The organism is Bifidobacterium sp. ESL0763, from assembly GCF_029433395.1.
Classification (GTDB): domain Bacteria; phylum Actinomycetota; class Actinomycetes; order Actinomycetales; family Bifidobacteriaceae; genus Bifidobacterium.
Genome location: NZ_JAQTHW010000002.1, coordinates 380,601 through 404,471, shown reverse-complemented (window position 1 = coordinate 404,471; position 23,871 = coordinate 380,601). Strand labels below are relative to the sequence as shown.

Here is a 23,871-nt window from a genome sequence, read left to right as displayed (position 1 = left end):
CAGTTATCTTTTTGGACTAGCAGAATACCGGACTAGCTAACACCCATCTCTTCATCTTCCTCAGTATGCAGAACAACTAGTAATACTGCGCTTCCAAGAACATCGAGGCAATAATTGTATAATTTCTCTAATATTATGTATATGTTCATCTTGTATTCCTCTTTTTTTAGAGCTACTTAGAATAAGACCCTTTTTAGCACGTGATACACCAACGAAAAAGACACTGTATTCTTCAGAAGGATTTGACATTATTTGCCAGAAAGAGTCATCCTCAATACCTATAAAATATACATATTCATATTCGAGTCCTTTACTTTTATGCACTGTCATAATGTGCACTATTCCTCTACCACGTAAACTGTCTAATGCTTTGGGAAAGTCAAAATTCGAAAATTTCAATTCCGAGTATATTTTTTCTGCAAATCGTTTCACAGCCTCACTGATCAATCCTTTTTCGCTGTAAATAGAGTAGTTTTCCTCAATTGCGTTGATTCCAATAAAATCTACAATTTGGCGCAAAACTCGTTCAAGCATCTTTTCATTATGTGAAGGATTATTTTTCAAATAAATACAGCTGTGCCATAAGTTACTTAACAGCGAAGAAAAGTCTCTCTCAAAAGAAATGTATTTACCTCCATCTTCAATATTTCCTGATATATTCTTTAATCTCATCAGTTCCGCATCAATCTCAAATCTTTCTTCAGAAGTAATGTTCCCTACTGATAATTCCAATATTGAAAACACTAGCGAAAAAAGCGAATCATGGAAAAACTCCTGATTTTGACTTAAATCAGCTGCTCGAATTCCTGATTTTCTTAATTGCTCACAGATTTTGTTGGCATATTTATATTCACGTCTAGCATCAACACACATCTTTTTTGAGATGATACAGATTTCTTCAGGTTTGACGCCACATTTAATTTTTTCCGCAATATCTTGAGCAATCACATTTGCCTCAATATCATCATTCTCACAGATAAAATATTGAACTACGTTTCCATAGCTTTCTTTATAATCATTTTCAATTGGTGAGTTATTCAGCAAAGAAGCAAATTTCTTTTCGAATCTAACTAACTCTGGTACAGATCTATGATTCACAATTAAAGAATAATCTTTTGCTGAAAAATCTTTCTGAAAAGTACTAAATATATCTTTTTTGGCCCCTGCCCATACCATTATCTTCTGTTTAGAATCGCCAACAGCAGTTACCGAAGTTGAAGTGTCTTTGAATAATGTAGAAAGCAACGAATATTGTAAATCCGTCGTATCCTGAAATTCATCGACAAAAACAAAAGGAAAGGTGCTCCGTATTAAATCAGCAATCTTAATATTTGTTTTAACGATATATAATGCGAGCAAAAAAACAGTTTTATAAGTAAGTAAACTTGGTAAGCCTGTTCCTTGCCGTAAAAACGGTCTGAAAGAAGAGGATTCAAGCAGATTCCTAATAGAATCCGGTTCAAAATCTGAAAGCGTTCTGAAATACCTATCAATAGCTTTGCTTGAAATTGTGTTCTCGGAATGTTTTTTATTATCAATAATTAAATAATTTAAACTAGGACGAAAAGCTACCGGAATTGCCAGGCGAAAATGTTTTAAAATAAACGACGCAAAGGCATCAAAGGTATATGATGAGAATCTTTTACCATTGACAATACTACAGCGCCGTTCAACCCTTTTTCTAATGTTGTCAGCAGCGTCCACTTTAAAACTGATTGCCAAAATCTGGTAAGGAGAAGGACAAATCCCTGTTTCTAAAAGATAATTTGCCTTTTGAGCTAGTAATTCAGTTTTTCCTGCGCCAGGTCCCGCGTAAGTCAAGACATTATTTAAATCTTTTACAGTCTTAATCGCATTTTCTTCAAGGTCAATTCCATCTGTAGGAATCCAATGGTCTTGTTCCATCATTCCCCCAATAATTCATTAATCTTATTAAACATCCGTTGGAAGATCTCAGGTTCTTTCGCTAAATCATTTTTTCCTAATTTTTGTATCGCCATAAAATGTGTTATTGGCTTGCCTTTATTTAAAAATAGATATGTATACAAAGGCATTAGCTCTTTTTCCTGCGGAGAATATGAGGTACCATCTTTCCCATGCTCATGTAAAACTAACCGAACGGCCTCGTCAGAGCTTTTCAAGTTTAGTTTATCTGAAAATTCGTCTGCAATACTCTTATAAATTTCTGGATACTGCTCCAACATTAAAAAATCAATATCCAGAGGAGCGGAATAAAAGATAGAAAAACTCTCGAGCTGATTTCTCCAATAAGTTAATTGATTTAAATCCAAAGGACGACTCGTCATTTGTTTAAGTTTCTCGTTATCAAATTTTGAACCATCAAAATCATAAAAACTCTCGACATTAAAACCAAAGCTTTTCAACTCATTAATCGCGTAGCGTATCCTCCCCCAATCGCCTCCATATCGTTCCTGATCAAAATCAAGTAATGTAATGTATGGAATTCCGAGGCCTCTTAGTAACTTCCAAAAATGATGTACAAATCTTCCACCTAAAGGAACTATAGAAATACTACGAACATCCATCGTTAAATCACTCTTTATTTCAGGATTTAACACTTTAGGCAAAATTATTTGTTCGCTCTCGCCCTCTCCTAAAATTACCAACTTAGAAAAATATAGTTCAGGATATGCTTGTATAGCATTTTTTATATATTTATATGCTTCTGATTCATTATCAGGAAGAGTCAATGGCTTACATAAGGTGTTCGACTCTTTTGAAAGTTTAAAATACCTAATATCTTTTGGTTCAATTCTTTTAATAATTGCGGGAGACTGAGAAGAAAAAATAAGTTGACACGAATCATCATTAGTTAGCGTAACCAAGATTTCCACCAGCTTACCAAGCAGCTGAGGCGAAATATGGTTCTCCGGCTCTTCGACCAATAAAACATTATGTACAGGAATTTGTACCTTTTTTACCGACTTAACCGGAGTGAATTGTTCTTGAATTGTTTTTCTTATTACAGTCTCAATTCCAAACAATGCTTTAATCAAAGAAAAGTAAAATAAAGACTTTTGACCATCGCTTAAATCATCCGTTTTATACTCTCTCGTAAACCCGTCTTCAGAAAAAGCCACAAATGGACGCCGAACAATATGCTCAAAATCGTTGTTTATAAAATGCAATTTTACAGTAGAATGACGACTATCGTTATCCAATTCCCTCCACTGTCTATTAATTTGTCCCGATAAATCCTCGACATCATTAACGGAAGAAAAGGAATTATCTAAATCCTCGATTTGCTGTTCTATTAGCTTCCTTTGATCACCCTTTTCCCAATCAATTGCGCGAATCAAATTAGAAAGAATACCCCCCGAAACCCTATTTAACGCTTGTGCAGGATTCCTGCTTGCAGGTACATAAATTACACGTATTGCATTCAACCACTGACGAGAAACATGAGATTTCCCTTCAGAAGTCACAACATAAACTTCAGTGTCTATTGCTCCACCAATGCTACCATCATTCGCCCATTTTGATTCAAGTCGAATTCGTAGAATTAAATCCCCATTAGGTTGTTCTACTGTTAAACCTCTAAAAAAGGTAGGTCCCGCTGAAATAACATCCTTGCCTAAATTAAAAGTTACTTCAATAAATAAATTTAATTCTTGTTCTGTCGCATAATCTTCCCCAATATTTAAATGGAAATCTTCTTGCTCTATTGTTCGTTCTTTCGCATCTTTAGAGAAAATTTTGCATAATGCCAATAGTGCAGTCGTCTTACCAGTCCCATTAGTTCCAACAAACACCGTGTTTTTATTAAATGTGAGTTCTTGCTCTTCACCGAACGAGCGAAAGCCTTTTATAATCATTTTTTCTAATTTCATGTTGCACTGTTCCCTTTCCTCAACATATTCTGCTTAAATTATTATTACTGTTTTAAATGGTTGGTTAATTTACATTCCAACTCCTCATCTACTGCAAACAGATACAGCCCATGAACTCCACGTTTGAGAAGGACACTCAGCTCGTTGCGGAAGAGGTTTTCGGCTGAGGTGTCGCCTAGATCTTTACGCTCGGGCTTGGCCAGACGATTGGCGCTTTTGGCCGGATCGAAAGTGATATGCCCATCTTTGTAGCCAACCGACGGACCAATGATGACGCCTGCGTAGTTGAGATCGAAGCCCTGGATGGTGAACGTGGAGCCGACCTCGTTGATGGTGTGCGACTGCTCAGCCCACGCCTGTTCGTCACCGACCCGTTTTGACTCGGCTTGATCGGTGAGCTGGTAGTTCCACGGCTGGCAGAAGTAATCATCCGTTGTCCGACTCTCCCAACGCTTGTAATAGCCGTTCTTGGTGAACGTGTCATCGGCCTCTTCACGCTCAACAGGACTGAATTTCGCCATGCCTGGCTTCGGCCCGTATTTCCACAAACCGTCTGCATCGCGGTACATTTCAACGTTCCAAAAACCATTCGGGTCTTTTGAATTCTTTTTCTTGTCTACATACTTCCAGTCATAGGTCGCCAGCACTCGGGAGAGCCCCTTGCCGTCCCAGCCGTCCGACTTCAGCTCAGCTTTCTTCCGGATAGCCCTGAACAGCTCGACCGGCGAATCGAAAACCTTGACCTCGTAAGGCTCACGCTTCCAATGAATCTCTCCGTCCTTGGCCTCGGCGTCCTCGTCATGCACGCCCGGATCGACCGGTAGCTTGCCGATGTGCCCGTTATCAGCGAAATCGTCTATCCACTGAATCATCTCGTCGCTCGCAGCCATACGGAACTGATGCCGCACACGAATATGCGCGACCTCGGTTTCCATTTCGGGCAGATGGTCTTCAGGCCCCAGCTTGACAACCCGATCAGCTTCTATCTTGCCGGCGTGGACCTGGCTCTGATTCTCGAGTTCTTCCTTCGGGAACAATCGTTGATACGTGACGGCGTTCATCTTCTGCTTGGATTGAAGAATCTGCTTCGGGTCAAAAACGGCGATGACCACGCGAGCCCTGCGAAGCAGATCATAAAGCTGGTTCTTGCCCGAATATCCCTGGTCGCCTTGCGTCAGAAGCAGATGCGCCTCATCCACCAAAACAATATCCGCCTTGCCATCGGGCTTGGTGGGATCGCCACGTCCTTTGATGCCATGCATCGGCTTGCTGAATCTATTGATGAACTGGGTCGGCTTCATCACCACTTTGCCGGCCTCTTTTTGCAGGCCGAGTTTCGTGGCAATCTGGTTGTAGACCGTCACCTGCTCCTTCTGATTGACCAGAATATAGGCCGGGTACTGTTTATCCGCCGATTGAACGTCATCTTCTTGCTTCTCTTCCTCAGGTTGCCGTTCTCGGACTTCCTCGATTTCCTTATAGATACGGTAGAAAAGATGACTGAGCAGCACGGTCTTGCCAGTGCCCGCAGCACCTTCGACGAAGATAAGCTTCGGCCTCTGTTGCTTACTTTGTGCGTTTTCGTTTTGCGCGTCCTTGCTCTCATCCGCCAAAATCGCGGAAAGCTGGGTCAGAATCGATTCTTCCGCTTCAACCTGCTCGTCGCCAAGCTTATGGAACGGTGATGCCTTGAACAACGCGGAATCACGGATGATCTGCTCCGCCGGAAACAGCTCAGGATCGTCATTGTGCAGCTCGAGCCAGATCTTGGAGAAAATCTTCTCGAAGTCCTGGTCGGTGTAATAATGTCCCTGCGCGTTCGTCCGGCGATTGTTGAGGTGCTTGACCGAATCCGTGCTCGACATATAGTGCATGAACCGGTTCTCGACGTCCAACGTCAGCGACTTGTTGAATTCCGGATGGCCGATGACATACTGCTTGTACGCGTCGCTGCCGGCAACAGCTTTCCAATCGCCGCGGTTGTCAAGTTTGGAATCGTTGTTCAGATGCTGAGCCGTGCGGTGGATGATGTCATTGGTCTCACCGATATAGACCGTGTATTCAGGCTTATGCTTGTGCCTGTTTTTCTTGTCTGCATAGACCACATAAACAGTCGGATACTCAAGCACGAATTTGTTCAGACCACGGAAGCTCTTCAACATCCAATCTTCGACCGGTGAAATCGTTCCGTTCTTATGAATCAGCTCCGAATCCATAAACGCTTCTCGAGAGTATTGCTTATACGGCAACTTCACAATGATCGGCTCTTGAACATCATTTCCCATATATCAATTATGTCGCAATACAACCAGCTTTTCGCCACGACACACCGACGAAAAAGAATTATTCATATTTAAAAATGTGCATAACTCGCTGCATTGGTTTGCGAAAAGCCGTCCGCCGAACCTCTTGCGTGGGATTCGTCGCAGTCGCCTTTGTCCAAGCGAGTAGGCTTGATAAGCATGATCAGCGAATCCACCATTCAGGCCATCCGAGATTTCAACCACGAGCGCGACTGGGAACAGTACCACTCCCCCGAAAGCCTCGCCAAGTCCATCAGCATCGAAGCCGGCGAACTGCTCGAATGCTTCCAATGGTCACCGGACGTCGCCGACCCCGACATCAAACACGTCAAAGAGGAACTGGCCGACGTCCTGACCTACTGCATCGATCTCGCCGAAAAGCTCAACTGTGACATGGATGAGATCATCATGGACAAGCTCACGAAAACTAAAGCCAAATATCCAGTCAAAAAGGTACGAGCCAACTTTAAAACTTATCGAAATATACATAAAATCAAACATCGCTGCAATCAACTAAAGAACAGGAATAAGAACGAAAATGATTGATTCACTCTTTAACTTTCTTGTTAACTCTGCATCGACAATTGCAAGTATTACAACAGCTTTCTGTGCCATTATCACGATTGCATTTACAATTGTCAAAACACTACCTCTCTTATCCACAATGACGTTTGAGCCTAGGTTTAATCGCATGAAAGAGCTAAAAGAAGCTGAAGCGTTTGTCAATCCCAACGATATCGACATATTACATATTGAATACAAACAAATTAGTAATGAATTTATAGAACAACTGTATCGAAAACATTTTTATCTTTTCGGCAAAAATGAGTTGCGAAAATCTTACCAGAATAAAACTCAGAAGCTTAAAATTGCCAACGAACAGGGAATATTCTCATTTTTAAAATATATATGCACCGGTTTTTATTTTCCAACAGCACTAATATACATATTAGCTTTTAGCCGTAAAGGTATATCTTCCATAATCGCGGGTAATCGACTGACATATAAAGGAACTCTTAATTTCGTAATTGTCTTTCTCGTATTATCTGTTGTATATGTCGTCTTCTTGACTATAATTAGAACTTTCTGGCAGTGGAAAATACTAAGATTCTGTTATAGAACATATTTATTGGGTAAGCGGCCTACCGACAGATACTTCTTTGAAAATCAGCTATTTAGAAACGCTCTGACCCAAACAGACCAATTAGGAGAAGATACTGGTCCTAGACATCCTAAGGCTTACTCAATTTCAGGTTTCTTATGCGGCGCCTCAATCCCTGCTTATTTGACGGTGCTACTACTTGCTACTAATCTCATGCCAATTACACAAGCAGTATTAAAGAATTACGCTCTATTGCTGTTTCTGGTACTATATCTATATGGGATATTCTTTTTTATTTATGCTCTCTATACTGAACCCCGCATTTTGAATGCTCAGAAAAACAACTATGGAGTTAAGCATATTATCAAAGCATTGATTACTAAGATCAAGTGGCAAAATGAAATCTCAAAATGATTTAAAGCATGATCTTCGAATCATTTACACAAACTCATATTGCATATCTCTAGAAATATTGTCTAGCAGATCGCCTTCTGTCAACTCGAAAACTCTCGGATCTATGGACCGCTGAGGGAGGGAGTTTCCCCAGGCTTGCTGACACATCTGGACCAGGGCGTTGCCGTCGATAAGTTGGATACCGGCTTCATTTCCATATTTGACAGCTTGAGGTGGTAGTGTCCGAGATTTTGCGCACTTTGGATTTTGGGATTTGATAGGGGACATGGCCCTGCCTGTGTACGATTTTCAATCGCCAGAAAGAAAATCCGATTGGAAAGCAGGCGGGAACCATGCCCAATAACAAATCATACAGGTCGACGAGTCCAAGTTCGAGACCGAGCTCGACAGGCTCGTCTCCTCGAAGGTCGAGGAGATCCTCAACGCGATGCTCGACGCCGAGGCCGAACAGGTGGCCGGCGCCGCGCGCTACGAGCGCAAGGAAGACCGGAAGGCCTATCGCGCCGGCCATTACGAGCGCAGCCTGACGGTGAAGGCCGGCAGCATGGGCGTGAAGGTCCCCAAGCTCAAGGGCGCCCTGTTCGAGTCCGCGGTCATCCAGCGTTACCGGACGCGTGAGTCGAGCGTAGAGGAGGCGCTCATGGAGATGTACTTCAGCGGGGTCTCGACCCGTCAGGTCGGTTCGATTAGCGAGCGGCTGTGGGGCAACCGCATCCCTCCCCAGACCCTGAACAACGACCTGAAGAGGGTCTATGAGGACATCGGCGAATGGCGGAACAGGCTGCTGGAACGGGACTTCCCGTACGTGTTCATGGACGGCATCTGGCTGAGACGAAACTGGGGGCAGGAAGCTGGAGAACGTCAGAGAGCTGGCCGCGATCAGCGTCGGCGACGACGGCCGGCGCGAGGTCATCGGCATAGCCGAAGGGATGAGGGAGGACACGGAAAGCTGGGAGGTCTTCATCCGCCCGATGATTGGCCGCAGCCTTTCCGGCGTGCGGCTGACGGTCGGCGACCGCAACCCGGGGCTGGTGCGAGCCGTCGGCGAACTGCTCCCGCAGGCCCGCTACCAGCGGTGCATGGTCCACTTCGAACGCAACGTCCTCTTCAGGACGCCCCGCCAGAGGCGCAAGACGTTGGCCGCCAAGCTCAAGGCCGTGTTCGCCATGGAGGACCGGGACAGGAACGCTGGCCAAGGCCGAGTCGGTCGCCGCGGAACTGGACAGCATGAAACTCAGGGAGGCCGCCTCCTGCCTGCGCGAGAGCATCGGAGAGGCCACGACCTACCAGCTCCTGGAGTTCCCCATGGAGCACTGGAGGCTCATCCGCACCAACAACATGATCGAACGCCTCAACAGGGAGATACGGCGCAGGACCAGGGTCGTCGGCCAGTTCCCCGACGGACAGGGCGCCCTCATGCTCGTCACCGCCCGCGTCCGCCACGTCACCCAAGACTGGCCCGAACGCCGCTACCTGGACATGTCACCGCTCGAACCGATAATGGACGACACGGTTGAGACACCGCACGAAGCGACCAAAGCTGAAAACCGAAAGTGCGCAACTTACCGGACGTTATCAGCAATTCTAATCAGCGGTATATATACAAAAGGCATCATTCTAATCTCTACTGATATTACAATTAGAAGCAAGTATCAACAGAATGAGATTCACCTGCTGCAGGAGGAAAATTGACTCGTCTAAACGATATAGAAAAAGCCCTACAGGGTATCTCCGGCGGACCATTCCAAAAACTTGCCGAGGCATATCTAAACATAAAATTTCATTTCAATCATCTAGTGACGTTAGGATCTGAATTCGGTTCCGACAATGTCACCAAAGGAATCCCAGATGCCCACAGCATAGAGGAGAACGGCGTAGTTCTCGCAGCATTTACGACTACAAAAAACAATCAGTTTAAGAAACTAAAAGAAGATATTACCGATTGTCTAAATAGCAGCAAAACAGGAATTTCTGATTCACGAATAACGAAAATTATTTGCTGTCACACATGTAGCCGCCTTACACCTAGTCAGGAACAAGAACTGAAGACCATAGATCGACGCATTGAGCTTATTGGACCTTCACAAATTGCGCACGATCTAGATGCTTTTTACCCCGCCTTAGCCGATGAGCATCTGGGAATCAAACTCGGAGACGGAACTCTCTGCACTATCCAACAATTTAAAACAAATGAAGAAAAACGAGCATACACTACCCCACATTCTGCGCCTTTCAAAGGCCGCGATGAACAATTATCGCAGCTCGTCACGCTAATCGAACAAAATGAAATTACGATTTTAAAAGGTGCATCAGGTACAGGGAAAACAAGACTAGGACTCGAAGCCTGCGACTTGTTTTCAAAACAATATCATTATCAATGCTTAGTGTTGGAATCTCGAAGTGCAGAAAATGCCGAATCAGATATTATCAGCTTTCTCTCTCACAGTGATAATACAATCGTGTTAGTCGATGACGCGAATGAATTGACAGCTCTGAAAACTTTGATGCACACTGCTTTGCAAAATCCAAAACTTAAACTTTTATTGACAGTAAGGGATTATGCCGCAAAACGAGTGGAGCAGGAAGCCAACGACTCTTGCGGATTTAAAAGCATGTCACTACCTTCATTGGACAATGAAACCATAGAAAGAATTCTCTCTGAAGGCTATGGAATCACAAACTATAACTATTTAAAACAGATTCAGAAAATAGCACACGGAAATATTCGGCTCGCCATCATGGCAGGAATGCTAGCAAAGAAAGATGGCTTTTCCGCAATAACTGACTCATACAGCATAATGAACCATTACTTTCATGGATTAACTACAAACTTTTCAGCCAAAAATATTAAATTCCTAGAGATCCTTTCTTGTTTTAATATCAGCCATTTATCCAGCGGACATCCAACATATGACATATTAGTAAAAGAAAAGTATACGGCTTCAGAAATACGTTCAGCTGCTAAAGAGCTCTCAAATCGCTCTATAGTTGACATCTGCACAAATCCATACACGGATGAACTGGCTATAAAGTTTGAACAACAAAATTTACGCGACTATTTAGTGTATCGTTGTTTCTTCGAAGATAATATTCTTAATCTCACCAAATATATCTCTTCTTATCTTGTAGATAACAGACAATCAGTTATCCGTGTACTTAACACAATGACCAATATTTTCTATTCGCAAAAGTTGAACGACAGAGTTAAAGAGAGCTGCACAGATGCTTGGCTGAACGCAGGCACTGATACGCTAGAAAATCAAAAAACAATTATGTCCGCATTACATCCGATTCTGGATGATTATGCGTTAAGTTTCGCAAAGATACTGATACAGAAAAGCAAAGCATGCGCATACTGGAGAGACGAGACAGCACAATCTTCAAATTCTTTAGCGCTAGATATTCTATCTGCTCGTAAAAACACCTCAAATTTTGCGACCGCTCTCCCGCTCCTCATTACCTGCTTGCAGAAAGGAATAACCAATAAAAGCGCCTATAAAAATGCTTTTGATCACACATTGAATTTTACCGAGGCATCGATAAGCCACAAATTTACAGATGAAATTATTTTAATACAATCACTCACTGACGCTTACCATAAAACCCCTTCAAACAATCTCGCTTACGCGGTTATTAAGCTTACTTCCAACTACCTAAAAACAGATATAACACTGACTGAATTCGAGGGGAAAGGTGTATCAATCCGTCAACTGACTTTACCTTTATCCTCAGCTATAAAGAACCTGCATCATACATGCATTCTTGCATTATTTACGATTCTTTCAAATGCGGAATTTCACAACACGATATTGAAAACTTTGATTCAAATATTGCCGAATTTCTCTTACCTGGCAAAACAAAAAACTAGCGACAAGATAAAAGCTGTAAAATATGACTTATCTGAGATCAATAAGTATACATTGGAATTTATCAATCCTCGGACATATATGGAATACTCATTCTGCTGGCAGATCAAGAAATATTGCGATTTATTAGAGATTCAAAACCATATTGGTAGAGAAATTAATTTCTCTGATGCTTTCCTTGTAGCAACCTCTCTGATCCCAGATACTGTTCCTTGGAGCAGAAAAAAATATAAGCCCTGCAAAAAAATATTAACCTGGACTTCCGCACAATTTACCCAGCTTTTTGAGTATCTACTTGCCGCAGTTCAGGAACAACAGGCTGGTTGGACTGAACTAAGTTTTGCCGTAGACAAACTTTTTGAAGGCCTATTTAAAGGACACGAGAAACCCTCAATTTCTGAAGAGGTCTTTCTTCAAACCCTTATTATGACACTAGGCAGTAGACGCTCCATCCCAGTTGGTTTTAACCTAATTCCAACTATTAGTACAAAAATTGGTTCGTCAAAAATGCACAGCCTCATTCAAAAAAGCAATCATCGACAACCGATATTATTAAATCAACTTGATGAATGCGTAGCTACATCAAACATGTCAGAAACAGATCGACAGCAACTGATTAAGGATTTAGATGTAACTCAGCTTCCTATCCGCTTAACTTCCATCAAAAGAATCGAAAACAAGCATAAAGGTTTTGCAGCTGTATATTGTGAACACGCATGCACAGCATTAAAAAATGCTAAAATCGCTTCTCGCTTCTTCTATGAATTAGATATGCCAGAAAGGGAAGCTAATCTAGATTTTCTTGAGATGGGTTTCTCCAAAAATCTGAATTCGCTTGAAGATATTTTCCTTGCGAACACTACTAGCAATCATTTCGATCTTAAAGGAACTATTTTCTGCTTTCTCGTTACACAAAATGGACAATTTGCATCGAAATTTGTCGAACAATACATTAACGAATCAGACTATAAAATCAAATGCAATCAACTCAGCAAAATAAAGCAATTACTGGCCCTTGGTGATACCCGATTTGACATGATCAACACTTTGCTAAAAACGATTATCGATAAAACAGATTCGTTTTCCAGTTCGGAAATAATTCAGAGATTTTTTACAAATTCTAGTCATTCTTTTGAATTCTTGGAGTTCTTTATTCTTCAGAACATACAATCCCCTATTTACATCCAATCATTACGTCGAGCAATCCCTGAGCTTCCGGAGGAAGAGAGAAACAATGCATTACGCTTAATCATTATCAATGACAAAAACTCAAATCTCGTAGACGTGCTTCCTCTCGAAACTTATGAAATGACTGGAGTTGGAAATTCAGGTTTTATTCCATGTTATGAAAAAGAAATAATATTTGCTACGAATTTACTCAAAGAGCTCCCACCAGATCCAAGATATTTAAGTTATAGACAAAGGATAAAACAATATATTCGGCGTGAAGAAAAAGAAATGAATTACGAAAAGTTTCGGTTATTCGATGAAGACTTTTCATGATTTTGATTCGAGTATTTACAACTGATATTGCGTAATACCCAATAAAAGACAACACGATTGGCACATCACATGTAGACGACTAGAACTGAAAACCAAAAGTGCGCAACCTACCGGATGTTATCCACACGTACAAAACTTTTCGAAAATTCTCGTTATTTTCGAATATTTCGAATATGACGTACAATAGATACTAAGCCAAACAAAGAAGTAACGATCATGACCGCCGCCAAGACCATGGTCAACGAATCAACAACATACATGCCAAGAAAGGAGGATCGTTCTCAACTTATTAATATCAAGAATTCCCTTACCAAGAGCCTTGCCAAATCGAAAACTCAGCAGAAAACCGACGCTGAGTTCACCAATATGACGCAGGGCAAAGACTTTCCCATTCCCACTATCAGCGTACCTGGCAAAAGTCCAATACCCTTGACCAAAGAGTTAGCAGACGTTCTTGTGGAAGTGGCCTCGCAACTTTCACGCGGCAAAGCCGTGATGGTCGCACCCTGCAGTACGGAATTAACCACCCAGGCTGCTGCGGACATGCTTGGCATCTCCCGTCCCACTTTCGTGAAACTACTCGAAAACAAAGAAATTCCCTATCGCAAAGTCGGCAGGCATCGCAGAGTTTTACTTACCGATCTTCAAAAATACATGCAAAGCAGGCATGAGGCCTTCGTCAAGGATTTCAAGGAGCTCGCCAAAGACACAAATCTCGAACTCACCTTCGACAATCCGCTCATCCGCAAGAAGCGAGGCGCATAATGAGTTTCCCCGTCTTCTTCGACACCTGCACGCTGTTCGGCGAAACAACCAGCGATTTATTCCTGTGTCTCGCCGAACAGCAGCTCTTCGTCCCCTACTGGTCTGACGGCGTGCTTGAAGAACTCAACCGAACGTTATCGCCTCGGATAGGCCAAGAGAAGGTGGAACACCGTATCCAACTCATGCGTCAGCACTTCCCCAACGCCGAGATAACCGGTTACGAGAAACTCATCGAAACGATGACGTGCGATGAAGGGGATAAGCATGTTTTGGCGGCAGCGGCATATTGTTCGGCGGAAACGCTTGTGACTTTTAACATCAAAGATTTCCCGGCCGAATCAACGGCTCCGCTGCATATCGAAATCAAACATCCAGACGATTTCTTGCTTGACCTCTTTGATCTGGCACATGGACAGGTAACGCAAATCTGTTACGACATATTCAGCAGCTACCAGTCTTATCCGCAGACCCCCGAAGACTATGCAATTGCTTTGGAATAGTCCGGAGTCCCCCAATTCGCGCAATGTGTCTATCCAGCATTAGAAGCACTAGATCGCGTCTATCAGCAATAGAATTTTCCTTACCCCAACAATTGCAGCAGATCGTCCTTGGTGAGGTTGGAGATGCCTGTGGCGCTGCCGGTACCGGCGTGGTTGACAAAGCGGTCGGCCAGATCGCTCTTGGAGCGCTGCATCTTCAGGATGCGCTCCTCGATGGTGTCCTTGGCGACGATCTGGTAGACGTTGACGTCCTGGGTCTGGCCGATGCGGTGGGCGCGGTCGGTGGCCTGCTCCTGCGCGGCGGCGTTCCACCACGGGTCGGCATGCACCACCACGCACGCACCGGTCAGGTTCAGGCCCGTGTTGCCGGCCTTCAGCGAGATGAGGAAAACCGGGGTGTCGTCGGCGTTGAACCGGTCGACCAGCTCGAGGCGCTTGCGCTTGGGCGTGGCGCCGGTGATGACGTTGTAGGCGACCTTGTTCTTGCGCAGTCGCTCGGCGATGAGGTCGAGGAAGCTGGTGAACTGCGAGAAGATCAGCATCTTGCGGCCGGCGTCCTGGCAACTGGCGACCAGCTCCTCGATGGCGTCGAGCTTGGCCGAGGTGACCTTGCGCGGCTTGCCGGAGGACCACGCCCCGGCGGCTCCGTCTGCCACCGAAGCGACCGCACCACCGTTGCCCGCGATCGCGTTCGCCGACGCATCGGCGGTCTCGCTGAGCTCGTCAGCCACCCCGACGGCCTCGTCGATCGGCTCGTCGTCGGCGCGCTCGGTCTCGCGGCTGGGCATGCCCCAGACGTGTGCGTCCTTCCTGACGACGTTGCTGCCGACATTGCTGAACAGCAGCCGCGGGTCGCAGCAGGCCTGGCGCAAACGGGTGAGCTGGGCCAGAATCTGGATTGTGCCGGTCTTGTATTCGATGTCACGCTGCTTGTTCAAGGTGGCGCGCAGCTGCTGCTCGAGCGCGGCGTAGAGCCGGCGCTGCTCACCCTCAAGCTGGACGGTGAGCACGTTCTCGATCTTGTCGGGCAGGTCCTTCAAGACTTGCGACTTCAAACGCCGCAGGATGAACGGGCCGACGAACGCCTGCAACTTGCGCTGGGCGTGCTCGTCGCCGGAGAGAATCGGCATCTCGAAACGCTCGCGGAAATGCTTGTAGGCGCCGAGCATGCCGGGCATCAGGAAGTCGAAGATGCTCCACAGCTCGGAAAGCCGGTTCTCGATCGGCGTGCCGGTGAGCGCGAACCGGTGCCGCGCATTGACCTTGCGCACGGCGCGGGCGGACTTGGTGGCGTGGTTCTTGATGTACTGCGCCTCGTCGAGGGTCATGCAGTGGCATTCCAGCCCGTCGTAATCGTCGATGTCGCGACGCAGCAGGTCGTACGAGGTGATCAGCACGTCGGGCGCGTCCCATGACGCCGTCCCGTCCTCGTCGATGGGCTGCGGGCTGTCGGCACTCTGCCAGCCGTCGTCGTTCGCACCCGCTGAAATATCGAAACTCGCCTGCTGCGCCCCGGCGACATCCTGATGAACGCTCAGACGCTCCGTCATGTCGGCAGAGGAACCAATAGCGGAACCGACATAGGAACCGGCACCGGCCTCATCGGCCCCCAGCGCCTTCCTGCCCTCATACCATGCCTTGGTGTTCCTGAGCGTCGCGCGGCGGGAGGCCTTGGAGCCGGCGAGCACCTGCACGTTGAGCTCCGGGGCGAACTTGGCGCATTCGGCGGCCCAGTTGTAGACCAGCGACGCCGGGCAGACGATGAGGTTCGGGCCGATATTGCGTTGTTCGTCGCGCCGCGCGAGCAGGTACGAGAGCATCTGCACGGTCTTGCCCAGGCCCATCTCGTCGGCCAGGATGCCGCCGAAGCCCTTGTCGGCCACGGCGTTGAGCCAGCGGAACCCCTCGACCTGGTAGGGCCGCAGCACGCCGGCGAGCGCCTGCGGCACCCGGTAGGCTTTCGGGTCGATGACGCGCAGGTCGCCCAGGTAGCTGCGGAACTCGTCGCTTTTGTCCTCGTCGTCCGCCTCGCCGTCGAGGTAATAGGCCTCGTAGGCGGGCACGCTCACGGCTCCGGAGTCCAGGTCGACCGACTTGATGCCCAGGTCCGCGCCGACCTCGTCGAGCTTGCTGGTGTCGACGTCGGCCATGTTGACGAAGGCACCGTTACGCAGGCGGTGGAACTTGCGGCGCTTGCGGTAGCTGTTGAGCAAGGCCGGCACCTCGGAGGGGTCGATCTCGTCGGCGATCGGCGAGATCTCCACCAGCCCGGACTTGATCGAGAGACCGATCCTGAAGACCGGATGCGGCGAGGAGGTGAGCCCGTCGAAGCTCGGCGTGGAGTACACCTCGCCCAGCCCGCGCAGCACGGGCAGCCCCTCGTTCAGCAGCTTGTAGATGGCCTTGTCGTCGTCCTCGGCGATGCGGGCGATGGGGCCGGTGGGCATCGGGAAGTACTGGCGCACGGCCTCCACCGCCAGCCGTTCGGCTCCATGGTCGCGCGCGACCGGCTCGGATCCGCTGATGCCGGAGAAGACGTGGAAGCGCTCGTCGCCGTACCGGGCCTGCACGTCGCAGGTGATGCCCTTGCGGTCGCGGTCGAGGTAGGTCTCGATGTGGCAGGGCACGTGGCGCAGCCTGATCAGTTCCTCGGGCAGCCTGACGGCGATGCCGTGGCGCGAGGTGTCGCGGGAGGTGGCGGGCGTCAGGTCGTTACTCACTGTCGAGGTGGTATCGGGAGCCGTATCCGTCGCTCCATCAGACGTCGAGATACCGGTCTCGGAGCCTTCGCCTTGCTCGCCGTTCCCCGCATCACGCGCGGTTCCATCAGTCGCGCCCGCCGCATCCGGCGACGCATGTCCGTCCGCCGGAACGGGATCGAGCGCGGGCAACACCGTGCGTGAGAACTCCTCGATGTCGTCGGCGCTCAGATAGAGGTCGCCCCGCTCGTCGCCGGTGCACAGCACCTCAAGCAGGTTGCGCTGGTCGGCCATCGTGCCGGAGCACCGGTGGATCTCGGGGGCGTCGGAGGCGAAGGCGCGGCTGGATCCGGAACGGCGCACGATGACGAACTGTGAGCCGCGGCCGATGACGAATATCTCGATATTGAGGTCGTGGTGGATGACATAGCCCTGGCCCGCCCCGCCGTTGCCATTGGCGTGGGCGCCATCGCTGTTGCCGTTGCCGTTGCCATTGCCATCATCATTCCCACCGTCACCGCCGACAGCGGCGACCTCGAGGCCCAGGTCCGGGTCCCCGTCGACCACGCGCACGGGGATAGCCGAGGAGAAGCTGCCGTGCGCGGGCACGTAGTCGAGGGTGACGTCCGCGTCGACGAACAGGACCAGCAGCTCGGCGGTCTCGTCGTCGCTCAGCCGCATCTCCTGCGCCTCGGCCTTGCTCTGGTAGAACTGGAAATCGCCGGAGACGCTTTTGCGAATCTCGATGGCGCGGCCCAGGATGGCCAGGATGGAACGCGAGCGCTCGTCGAAGGAATCACGGGAGTGCACGAACGCCAGCTTCTTGCCGTAGGTCACGAATTCGCGGCGCTGCACCGCGGCCACGAGCGCCTTGATGTCCTTGATGACGTAGGAGATGCCTTTGCTGGGCACCGCGATGTGCAGGCGCAGGTACCAGTCGCGGCCGGAGTTCTCGAGCATCGGGCGCAGCGCCACCGAACCGATGGGCATATGGCGGGTGAGCGCGGCGTCGCTGCCGAGGTCGCCGGACGCGCGGCTGCTGACCTCCTTCAACAGCTCCAGCTGGCGGTTCTTGGCCTGTTCGGCGAGCTGGGAATCCTCCTGGTGCATGAACGAGCGCAGCACGCGGGATGTGTGGCGCACGACCCTGTGCGCCGGCCTGCCCGAAGCGCCGTTGGCTCCGGAGGCGGCGATACCGTTGCCCAGTTCCTCGAATTTCTGGGGCGTGTCGTTATATTGCATGATCAGCGCGATGACGTGCTTGCAGATCGCGCCGAAGCGGCCGAACGCCGGGCAGGTGCAGTCCGAGGCGATGATCTGACCATGGTTCTCGTCGATGCGGGCGCTCACGGCATAGTCGTCGGCGAACTCGTCGGCCGGTTCCACGGACGCGGCCAACAGCGTGCCGTCCTCGCCGGGCGTACAGGTCAAGCCGTGCATGCGCCCGCCCGAGATGACCTCGTAGGCGCGGTAGAACGCCTTACCGCCGCGCTGGCGCAGCACCTTTTCGGGCACGGCCGGCTCGTTGGCGCCGAAGGTCACGCCGCCGTCAGGGTCGGCGCCGAAGACGTCGTCGTCCGAACCCGAACCAAGCCCGAAGCCTCCCGAGCTTCCGGTCCTCGAGCCGTATACCGACGCGCGCCAATCCAAATTCCGGTCCCCTTTTCGCCACAAACAACGTCACCGGTTCCGATACCGCTGGTACCGAATACCGCAAACTTTCATTCTACTCTTCTTTCGCCGGCCGTGTCATCGGGCATGCTCCGGGCGGAGTCGGGAGGGCGCGATGGCACGCCGACCCTCAAGAGGTTTACGCCCCGGCCGAACGATGCGCATCATCGCGAGGGCGTTTGTGGCAGACTATCAGTAATCGCGACGCACGCGGACGCACGGCACCGGCGCACAGACCGCGACGGCGACCAGCGCTTGAAGGAGAACGACATGACGGATGCGAACAGCAACAACGGCAAAACCAACGAGGGCCAGACCACGCGGCGAGAACCGGCCGGAACCCGGACCGCCTATTTCGCGGGCGGTTGCTTCTGGGGCGTCGAACGGTATTTCCAGGGCGTCGACGGGGTCACCGCCACGCAGGTCGGCTACGCGCAATCTCGCAAGGAGGATCCGTCGTATGAGGAGGTCTGCGACGGCACGACGGACGCGGCGGAGACCGTGCGCGTGGACTTCGACCCGGCGCGCGTGAGCCTGCGCACACTCACCCTGCTCTTCCTCGACGTCATCGACCCGTTCTCGGTGGACCGGCAGGGCAACGACACCGGCAGGCAGTACCGCACCGGCATGTTCCACACCGACCAGGCGCAGCGCGACGTCTACGAGCAGGCGCTGCAGCAGCTCTACGTGCGCTACGGGCGCCGGCCGGCCGTACTGGTGGAGCCGCTGCGCAACTTCTACCCCGCCGAGGCCTACCACCAGGACTACCTGGACAAGAACCCGGGCGGCTACTGCCATATCTCCGTGGCCAAGCTGATGAACGTGGGCAAGCGGCAGCGCTACATCGAGCGCATCTGGGAGCTGAGCGACGAGCAGTACGCGGTGACGCAGGAGGCGGCCACCGAGCGGCCGTTCGCCAACGAATACGACCAGACCTTCGAGCCGGGCATCTACGTGGACGTGGTGAGCGGCAAGCCGCTGTTCCTCTCGACCGACAAGTTCGACGCGGGCTGCGGCTGGCCCTCGTTCTCCAAGCCCATCGACGGCTCGTCGCTCACCGAGCACCGCGACACTTCGCTGCCCGGCCGCCCGCGCATCGAGGTGCGCACCGCCGACACGCAGATCCACCTGGGCCATGTCTTCGACGACGGGCCGGCCGAACGCGGCGGGCTGCGCTACTGCATGAACTCCGCCTCGCTGCGTTTCGTGCCTCGCGACCAGATGGAGGCGCAGGGTTACGGGAAGTACTTGTCTCTACTTGATAAGGCAAAGTGAGCGGAAACCAGGAACGGACCCTAACCGAAACAGTGCATAATCACGGTCTAAAAACGCTCGGCCCGTGCAGGGCGGTGTGTATAAGGAAATAGTTGTCCACATCGCCTTTTTGATATCCGGATCCGCATCGTTGCAACGGATTCGACCGTTCGACCACATGTCCCGTTTCCGTTTGCGCCGCAACGTATAGCACCAATAGACTTGATGGACAGGAGAAATGATACTGCTGTTAGGAGGCTATTATGGGTGCGTTGACCATACAACATACCGCTGCTCGTCCTATACTGAAGATACCGAATGCACGGATACGGAACTTCGAAGAGGACGACATGGCGAAACTGACGATGAACATCGACCCGGAACTCAAGGCGGATGCGGCGGCGCTCTTCGAGGACATGGGGCTCAACATGACCACGGCGGTCACCATGTTCCTCAAGCAGAGCGTGCGCGACGGCATGCTGCCCTTCCAGCCCTCCTCCTACCCCACCGGTTTCAAGGTCGGCTATCCGAAGCGCCGGATGGACCACGAGAAGATGATCGAGGAGGCGAAGGCTGATATCGCTTCGGTCAAGCTGCCTTCCCACATAGGGCAGCTGACACCAGTGGACGTCAAAGAGGAGTTAGCGCATCGTGCAGAATAGAATTTTCGTAGATACCAATTTCCTTCTTGACGTCATGAGTCCCGACCGCGCGAACTTCGTTTCGGCATTTTCCCTTTTCGAGAATGCGGCGAAAGACGGGGGACCTTGCTTGGCGGTTTGCGCCGGGAGTCTTAAGGATGCCTATTATATTTCGCGACGCGATCTGTCGGAAAACCAACGAAGAAACTGGATCCGCCGATTCATCGAGACCTTCGAGGTGCTTCCAGTCGACAGCGCCACATGCGGCATCGCCGTGGATTCAAGCGAACCGGATTTCGAGGACGGCATCATCCGCGCATGCGCCGAGCAATGGAACGCCGACTGCATCGTCTCGCGCGACGCCAAGGCGTTCCTCGACTCGTCGGTGCCGAAAATCACCGGCGACATGCTCGTCGGCAATGTCGAGAACGCTCCGCTTGAGCGATGACCTCCATCACCGCTCCGCGCCACCGGCCATGTGCCGGGCCAGGTAACGGCCGGTGACGCTTGCGGGATCAGCGGCGACCTCGTCGGGCGTGCCGGTGGCGACGATGGTGCCACCCTCCTCGCCGCCGCCGGGCCCCATGTCGATGACGTAGTCGGCGTTGGCGATCATGTCGAGGTCGTGTTCGATGAAGACGACCGTCGCGCCCCGCTCGACCAGTCGCTGCAGCACGTCGATGAGCGTGCGTACGTCGAGCGGATGCAGGCCGGTGGTCGGCTCGTCGAGCACGAACAGCGAGGTGCCCTGCTTCTTGCCGAGCTCGTTGGAAAGCTTGAGCCGCTGGGCCTCGCCGCCGGAAAGGCTGGGCGTGTCCTCGCCGAGCGTGAGGTAGCCGAGGCCCAGGTCGTGCAGGGTTTCGAGCGAGCGGTGGATGCGTTTGAGCGCGGATGTGCCGATCATGGACCCGGAATCCGTCTCGGCCGCGGCCGTCGCCGACACGGACTGCCCGTCGACGGCGAAGAAGTCGAGCGCGTCGTCGACCTCCAGGTCCAGCACCTCGGGCAGCGTCATCCCTTGCGGATGCGACGGTGTGGCCAGTCGTATGCCGTCGGCCTCGCGCCGGTAGCGGCTGCCTCCGCAGGCCGGGCAGGTAATGGTGACGTCGGGCAGGAACTGGATGTCGAGGCTAATCTGGCCGGTGCCGTCGCATTGCGGGCAGCGCAGCGAACCGGTGTTGTAGGAGAAGGCCGAGAGCTTGAGCCTGCGCGCCTTCGCCACCACCGTGGAGGCGAAGGCGCGGCGCAGCATGTCCATGACGCCGGAATAGGTGGCGAGCGTGGAGCGCACGTTGATGCCGATGGGCGTGGAGTCGACCAGGCGTACGCGGGTGACGCCCGCGTCGGACAGCGAGCGCACATGGCCCGGCAGCGACGAGCCGTCCTGACGGGCCTGAAGCCCCGGGATCAGGGATTCGAGCACCATGGTGGTCTTGCCGGAGCCGGAAACGCCGGTGACGGCGGTCATGCGCCCGCGCGGGATGGCGACATGCAGCGGATGGACGGTGTGGATGGGACCGGTCTCCATGCCGATCCAGCCCTGCCCGGACTTCGTCGGCAACGGCAGGCGGTCGCGCACCACCACGGGCTGCGATCCGTCAAGGAATCCGGCGATGCGCGAGTGCGGGTCGTGCAGAATGCGCTCCGGCGAGCCTTGCGTGAGGATGCGTCCGCCGCGGCTGCCGGCGCCGGGGCCCATCTCGATGAAATGGTCGGCGGCGGCGAGCACGTGGACGTCGTGGTCGACGAACACCACGGAGTTGCCGGAGGCCAGCAGGTCGCGCATCACGCCGATGAGTCCCTCGATGTTGGCGGGGTGCAGGCCGGTGGACGGCTCGTCGAGCACGTAGAGCACGCCGGTGGTCTCGTTGCGCACCGCGCGCGAGAGCTGGGCGCGCTGGCGTTCGCCGGTGGAGAGCGTGGCACTGGCGCGGTCGAGCGCGAGGTAGCCCAGGCCGAGCTGCAGGAGCCGATGCCCCATCTCCTCCAGCGCCTCGACCAGGCTCTCGGCCATCCGCCGCATGCCCTGCGGCAGCGAGTCCGGCACACCCTGGGCCCAGGCGAGTACCTGGCGCAGCGGCCACGAGGCGACCTCCGCGAGGTTGCGCTCGCCGATCCTGGGCGCGCGTGCCGCGTCGTTGAGGCGCGAGCCGCCGCAGTCCGGGCAGGTGCGCTCGACCAGGAACTTGGCCACCTTGGCCATCCGCTTCTCGTCGCTGGCGCGGTCGAGCTCCTTGGTGACGGTCAGACGCGCGTTGCGGAAGGTGAAGTCGAGGTGGTGGACGCCCTTGATGGAGGTGATGGTGATGGGCTTCTTCTCCTCGGGCCCGTTGAAGACGATCTCGCGCTCGGCGTCGGTCAGCTCGCGGAAGGGCACGTCGGTGCGCACGCCGAACTCGCGGACGATGTCGGGCTGGACGTTGAAACCGAAGGTGCGCCACGGCACCACCGCGCCCTCGTCGATCGTCAAGCTCTCGTCGGGCACGAGCGCGGCGTCGTTGACCTCGTGGATGATGCCGGTGCCCTGGCAGGTAGGGCAGGCGCCGGTGGAGTTGAACGCCAGCTGCTCGGCGCTGGGCGGCTCGACGAGCGCACCGCAGACCGGGCAGTGGATCGGCACCTCGGCGGCGACATCGAGCGTCGGCTTCTGGTAGTGGCCGTTCGGGCAGCGGTGCGAGGCGAGGCGCGAGAACATCAGGCGCACCACATTGAGGGTCTCGGTGGAGGTGCCGAAGGTGGAGCGCATGCCGCCGACGCCCGGACGCTGCCGCAGCGCCAGGGCCGGCGGCACGAAGCGCACCGAGTCGACCTGCGGCTTCTCGGCCTGCGTCATCCGCCGGCGCGTATAGGTGGAGAGCGCGTCGAGATAGCGGCGCGACCCCTCGGCATAGAGCACGCCCAGTGCCAGCGACGACTTGCCGGAGCCGGAGACGCCGGCGATGCCGACCAGCTGGTTGAGCGGGATCGAGACGTCGATGTTCCTGAGGTTGTGCACGCGGGCGCCGCGCACCTCGATGGCCCGTGGGACGGACGGGGTCGCCAAAGATGCGGATGATGCTATGGGACCGGTCCCGCCACGGTTGCTCTTGGGATTCGCACCACCCTTGTTCCTGCCGCCGCGACCATTCCCGGCATTCCCTTTACTTTGACCATTGTCGCCGTCGCCGTTCATCGTCATTTCGTCGTCATCCCCATGCATCGCTCGTGTCGCGTTCTCGCCATCGTCCATAGTGCCAACTCTATGCGCCGCACCCGCCTTGTTTCGCCTTGGGACACGGGAGACTCCCCTCCGCATATGCGAA

12 protein-coding genes and 4 pseudogenes are annotated in these 23,871 nt (G+C 51.9%); 9 read left to right on the top strand and 7 right to left on the bottom strand.

Annotated elements, in window-relative coordinates:
• Positions 1–60: 60 nt before the first annotated feature.
• The 3 genes from PT282_RS02565 to PT282_RS02555 are packed head-to-tail and all read right to left on the bottom strand — an operon-like array spanning position 61 to position 6,136.
• On the bottom strand, positions 61–1,908 hold the full coding sequence (locus PT282_RS02565; RefSeq protein ID WP_277168018.1) for a UvrD-helicase domain-containing protein: 1,848 nt from the start codon (positions 1,906–1,908) through the stop codon (positions 61–63).
• Positions 1,905–3,851, bottom strand: coding sequence for an ATP-dependent endonuclease (locus PT282_RS02560; protein WP_277168017.1), 1,947 nt, complete (start codon positions 3,849–3,851; stop codon positions 1,905–1,907). Before PT282_RS02560 ends, PT282_RS02565 begins: the two co-directional genes overlap by 4 nt.
• Before the next feature lie 44 nt (positions 3,852–3,895).
• The gene (locus PT282_RS02555; protein WP_374114132.1) at positions 3,896–6,136 is read right to left on the bottom strand and encodes a DUF2075 domain-containing protein; all 2,241 of its coding nucleotides are present in this window, start codon (positions 6,134–6,136) and stop codon (positions 3,896–3,898) included.
• A gap of 177 nt (positions 6,137–6,313) precedes the next feature.
• Here PT282_RS02555 and PT282_RS02550 point away from each other — a divergent pair, with 177 nt between their 5' ends.
• The 6 genes and pseudogenes from PT282_RS02550 to PT282_RS02525 all read left to right on the top strand — a co-directional run bounded on the left by PT282_RS02550 (position 6,314) and on the right by PT282_RS02525 (position 14,304).
• Entirely contained in the window at positions 6,314–6,700 is a 387-nt protein-coding gene (locus tag PT282_RS02550) for a nucleotide pyrophosphohydrolase (RefSeq protein WP_277168015.1), read from the top strand.
• The gene (locus PT282_RS02545; protein WP_277168014.1) at positions 6,693–7,670 is read left to right on the top strand and encodes a hypothetical protein; all 978 of its coding nucleotides are present in this window, start codon (positions 6,693–6,695) and stop codon (positions 7,668–7,670) included. Before PT282_RS02550 ends, PT282_RS02545 begins: the two co-directional genes overlap by 8 nt.
• 346 nt (positions 7,671–8,016) lie before the next feature.
• Positions 8,017–9,161: pseudogene (locus PT282_RS02540) on the top strand (IS256 family transposase); the annotation flags it as partial.
• Positions 9,162–9,358: 197 nt separating this feature from the next.
• Positions 9,359–13,039: an ATP-binding protein gene (locus PT282_RS02535; protein ID WP_277168013.1), complete on the top strand. Its 3,681-nt coding sequence runs from the start codon at positions 9,359–9,361 to the stop codon at positions 13,037–13,039.
• Between the two features lie 216 nt (positions 13,040–13,255).
• A complete protein-coding gene (locus tag PT282_RS02530; protein ID WP_277168012.1) occupies positions 13,256–13,804 on the top strand; it encodes a helix-turn-helix domain-containing protein in 549 nt (182 codons plus the stop codon).
• Positions 13,804–14,304, top strand: a complete 501-nt coding sequence (locus PT282_RS02525) for a PIN domain-containing protein (protein WP_277168011.1) — start codon at positions 13,804–13,806, stop codon at positions 14,302–14,304. The genes PT282_RS02530 and PT282_RS02525 overlap by 1 nt, the downstream gene beginning before the upstream one ends.
• An 80-nt stretch (positions 14,305–14,384) precedes the next feature.
• On the opposite strand, the pseudogene PT282_RS07600 reads toward PT282_RS02525, so the two are convergent.
• From PT282_RS07600 to PT282_RS07590, 3 pseudogenes are all read right to left on the bottom strand, one after another.
• Positions 14,385–15,011 (bottom strand): annotated as a pseudogene (locus PT282_RS07600) (DEAD/DEAH box helicase); the annotation flags it as partial.
• A gap of 129 nt (positions 15,012–15,140) precedes the next feature.
• Positions 15,141–16,208 (bottom strand): annotated as a pseudogene (locus PT282_RS07595) (DEAD/DEAH box helicase); the annotation flags it as partial.
• Between the two features lie 51 nt (positions 16,209–16,259).
• Positions 16,260–18,443 (bottom strand): annotated as a pseudogene (locus PT282_RS07590) (SNF2 helicase associated domain-containing protein); the annotation flags it as partial.
• A gap of 501 nt (positions 18,444–18,944) precedes the next feature.
• On the opposite strand from PT282_RS07590, the gene msrA reads away from it, so the two are divergent.
• The 3 genes from msrA (at position 18,945) to PT282_RS02505 (ending at position 21,017) form a co-directional block, all read left to right on the top strand.
• A complete protein-coding gene (gene msrA / locus PT282_RS02515) occupies positions 18,945–19,949 on the top strand; it encodes a peptide-methionine (S)-S-oxide reductase MsrA (protein ID WP_277168009.1) in 1,005 nt (334 codons plus the stop codon).
• Positions 19,950–20,278: 329 nt separating this feature from the next.
• Positions 20,279–20,590 (top strand): type II toxin-antitoxin system RelB/DinJ family antitoxin, encoded by a 312-nt coding sequence (locus PT282_RS02510; protein ID WP_277168008.1) that lies wholly within the window; start codon positions 20,279–20,281, stop codon positions 20,588–20,590.
• On the top strand, positions 20,580–21,017 hold the full coding sequence (locus tag PT282_RS02505; protein ID WP_374114131.1) for a type II toxin-antitoxin system VapC family toxin: 438 nt from the start codon (positions 20,580–20,582) through the stop codon (positions 21,015–21,017). Before PT282_RS02510 ends, PT282_RS02505 begins: the two co-directional genes overlap by 11 nt.
• Before the next feature lie 6 nt (positions 21,018–21,023).
• Here PT282_RS02505 and PT282_RS02500 read toward each other — a convergent pair whose 3' ends face one another.
• Entirely contained in the window at positions 21,024–23,798 is a 2,775-nt protein-coding gene (locus tag PT282_RS02500; protein WP_277168006.1) for an excinuclease ABC subunit UvrA, read from the bottom strand.
• Between the last annotated feature and the right edge of the window lie 73 nt (positions 23,799–23,871).

Bases quoted from the DNA above. Each gene is read 5' to 3' on its own strand.
- PT282_RS02565 (WP_277168018.1), bottom strand. From the start codon at position 1,908: ATGATGGAACAAGACCATTGGATTCCTACAGATGGAATTGACCTTGAA.
- PT282_RS02560 (WP_277168017.1), bottom strand. From the start codon at position 3,851: ATGAAATTAGAAAAAATGATTATAAAAGGCTTTCGCTCGTTCGGTGAA.
- PT282_RS02555 (WP_374114132.1), bottom strand. From the start codon at position 6,136: ATGGGAAATGATGTTCAAGAGCCGATCATTGTGAAGTTGCCGTATAAG.
- PT282_RS02550 (WP_277168015.1), top strand. From the start codon at position 6,314: ATGATCAGCGAATCCACCATTCAGGCCATCCGAGATTTCAACCACGAG.
- PT282_RS02545 (WP_277168014.1), top strand. From the start codon at position 6,693: ATGATTGATTCACTCTTTAACTTTCTTGTTAACTCTGCATCGACAATT.
- PT282_RS02530 (WP_277168012.1), top strand. From the start codon at position 13,256: ATGACCGCCGCCAAGACCATGGTCAACGAATCAACAACATACATGCCA.
- PT282_RS02525 (WP_277168011.1), top strand. From the start codon at position 13,804: ATGAGTTTCCCCGTCTTCTTCGACACCTGCACGCTGTTCGGCGAAACA.
- msrA (WP_277168009.1), top strand. From the start codon at position 18,945: ATGACGGATGCGAACAGCAACAACGGCAAAACCAACGAGGGCCAGACC.
- PT282_RS02510 (WP_277168008.1), top strand. From the start codon at position 20,279: ATGGCGAAACTGACGATGAACATCGACCCGGAACTCAAGGCGGATGCG.
- PT282_RS02500 (WP_277168006.1), bottom strand. From the start codon at position 23,798: ATGGACGATGGCGAGAACGCGACACGAGCGATGCATGGGGATGACGAC.